Source organism: Mesorhizobium sp. M7A.F.Ca.AU.002.02.1.1, assembly GCF_003998535.1.
GTDB lineage: Bacteria > Pseudomonadota > Alphaproteobacteria > Rhizobiales > Rhizobiaceae > Mesorhizobium > Mesorhizobium ciceri.
On sequence record NZ_RZPB01001209.1, the window covers coordinates 1 to 1,202 of the forward strand.

The window sequence follows — 1,202 nt, forward strand, 5'->3', positions numbered from 1 at the left end:
GAAGTGGTAAGTGTCGCGGAAGCTTGGCCTTTCGGCAAGATGCAGCTTCGGGTGCCGTTCGAACAGGGTTTTCAGCGACACCTGCAATTCTAGCCTGGCCAGCGGCGCGCCGATGCAGAAATGGATGCCGGCGCCGAATGACACGTTCTTCTGGTCCGGACGATCGGGCCGGAAAGCTTGCGGTTCGGCGAAGGCGCGCGGGTCATGATTGGCCATGCCCAGCATCAGCCCGATCGTCTGGCCCGGCTGCACGACAATGCCAGGCGCGACTTCGATCTCCTGATAAGCGTAGCGCGTGAACATGTGCAGCGGCGCGTCGAAGCGCAGGCATTCCTCGACCGTTGCCGCGGTCGCTTCGGGTGAGCCGAAGAAGCGGCTGACATCGCCGCCTTGCATAAGGATCGCACGGACAGCGTTGCCGGTCTGATGCACTGTCGCTTCATGACCGGCATTGAGCAGCAGGATCGCCGAGGACACCATCTCGTCCTCCGACAGCTTTTTGCCGTCCTCCTGCGCCGAGATCAGCAGCGACAGCAGGTCGTCGCCAGGGTTCTTGCGTCGCTCGGTGACATGGAAACGCAGGAAATCGGCAAATTCGCCCGCGGCTCGGTTGGCCGTCTCTTCGATCGCGCGCGTGCGGCCATGCATGTACATGGCAACCATCTGGTGCGACCAGTCGAGCAGTTGCGGCCCCATGTCGACCGGCACACCGAGCATTTCGGCAATGATGGTGATCGGCAAGGGCGCCGCGAAGGCAGGCAACAGGTCGACCGTCTTGCCTGGTTCGAAACGGTCGATCAGCTCGTTGGCCAAAGCCTCGACACGCGGCCGCAGCCGTTCGACCTGACGCGAGACGAAGGCGCGGTTGACCAGTGTTCTCAGCCGCGTGTGCACCGGCGGCTCCAGTTCCAGCATCGAATTGGCTTCGACGCCGTCGAAAGCCCTGAGATGGCTGCGGTCCTGTCCGATACCGCGACTGTCTGGAATGCCGGCCGGATTCTGGCGGCCGAAACGGCGGTCGCGCAGCAGCCGGTTGACGTCGTCGAAGCCGCCAAAGCACCAGAAGCCGAATTCTTCCCAGAAGAATGCATTCGATAGGCCGTGGAGGAAAGCATAGGCATCATAAGGGTTTTGAAAAAAAGCCGGCTCGTGCGGGTCGAGCCGCAGATGTCGCGTGGCTGGATCAAAGGCCAGGGCAGGTG

At 62.3% G+C, this 1,202-nt stretch carries 1 protein-coding gene; it reads right to left on the minus strand.

What is annotated here, in order from left to right:
- The coding region (locus EN879_RS36515) for a cytochrome P450 (protein WP_164774867.1) at positions 1 to 1,194 on the minus strand (1,194 nt) is incomplete at its 3' end.
- Positions 1,195 to 1,202 lie beyond the last annotated feature (8 nt).